This window comes from Frankia sp. CeRuru1, assembly GCF_977966315.1.
Window position 1 is genome coordinate 1406 of record NZ_CDWWEW010000542.1, and the last position, 1105, is coordinate 2510.

Here is a 1105-nt window from a genome sequence, read left to right on the forward strand (position 1 = left end):
GTCGAGGGTGGCGGGGTGCTCCGGGCCGAGGATCCGCCGCCGGTCGGCGAGGGTGTCCCGCAGCAGTCGGGCCGCCTCGTCGCCGCGGCCGGCGGCGTCGTAGGCGCGGCCGAGGCTGTGCCGGCCTTCCAGGGTGTCGGGGTGCTCGGGGCCGAGGATGCGTTCTCGCTCGGCGAGGGTGCGCTGGAACAGGTTGACCGCGTGGTCGACCTGGCCAACCTTCTGGAACGCCCAGGCGAGGGTGTCCCGGCTGACCAGGGTGGCGGGATGCTCGGGGCCGAGGACGCGTTCGCGGTCGGCGACGGTGCGCTCGGCTAGGCGGCCGGCGGCGTCGATCCGGCCGGCGGCGAGGGTCACCTGTGCGAGGGTCTCCCGGCAAGCCAGGGTGTCGACGTGCGCCGGGCCGTCGAGCCGCTCGCGGGCGGCCAGGGCGCGGGCCGCGAGGGGGAGGGCCTGGTCGGCCCGGCCCTGCTCGAGCAGGTAGGCCGCCGAGCGTTCCGCCAGCCAGGCGGCCTCCGGACTGTCTGCCTCCAGACGGTCGGTGGCGTCGGCGTCGATGGGGTCGGCGTCGGTGGGGTCGGCGTCGGTGGCGTCGAGCACGGCGAGCGTGTGCGGGAGCAGCTCCCGCCAGGCGGGCCAGGCTTCCGGGTTGGCGGTGACGGCGTCGGGCAGGGCCGCGCGCAGCATCCGGGTCATGGTCGCGACGATCTCGTCGGCCTGGTCGGGGCTGGTGTGGGTGTGCACGGCGGCCCGCACCAGCCGGTGCATCGTCACGGTGTCCGTGTCGCGGTGGGCCAGGCCGTACCGCTCCAGGGCGCCGACGGTGTCGGCGAGGGCGAGCGGGTCGCCGGCCGCCGCCCGCAGCCCGGAATCGGGGATCGCGTCCGGCTCGGCGGTGAACAGCCGGATCGGGATCGGTTCGTTGTCGCCGTGCGCGACGATCCGCAGCAGGTGGCCGGCGGCCGGTGCCTCGGCGTCGAGCCGGCGGATCGGCTCGTCCCAGAGAGTGGCGGCGGTGGCCCCGGGCCGCCCGCTCACCTCCCCCTGTGCCAGGAGGACCTCCGGCCGGTCGATTAACACCTGAAGGTAGGTCTCGGCGGGGGTG

Annotated in this window: 1 protein-coding gene; it reads right to left on the minus strand. The window is 76.3% G+C overall.

The window, feature by feature from the left end:
* On the minus strand, positions 1–1038 hold a 1038-nt coding region (locus tag AC08OP_RS24065), incomplete at its 3' end, for a tetratricopeptide repeat protein (protein ID WP_476616259.1).
* Between the last annotated feature and the right edge of the window lie 67 nt (positions 1039–1105).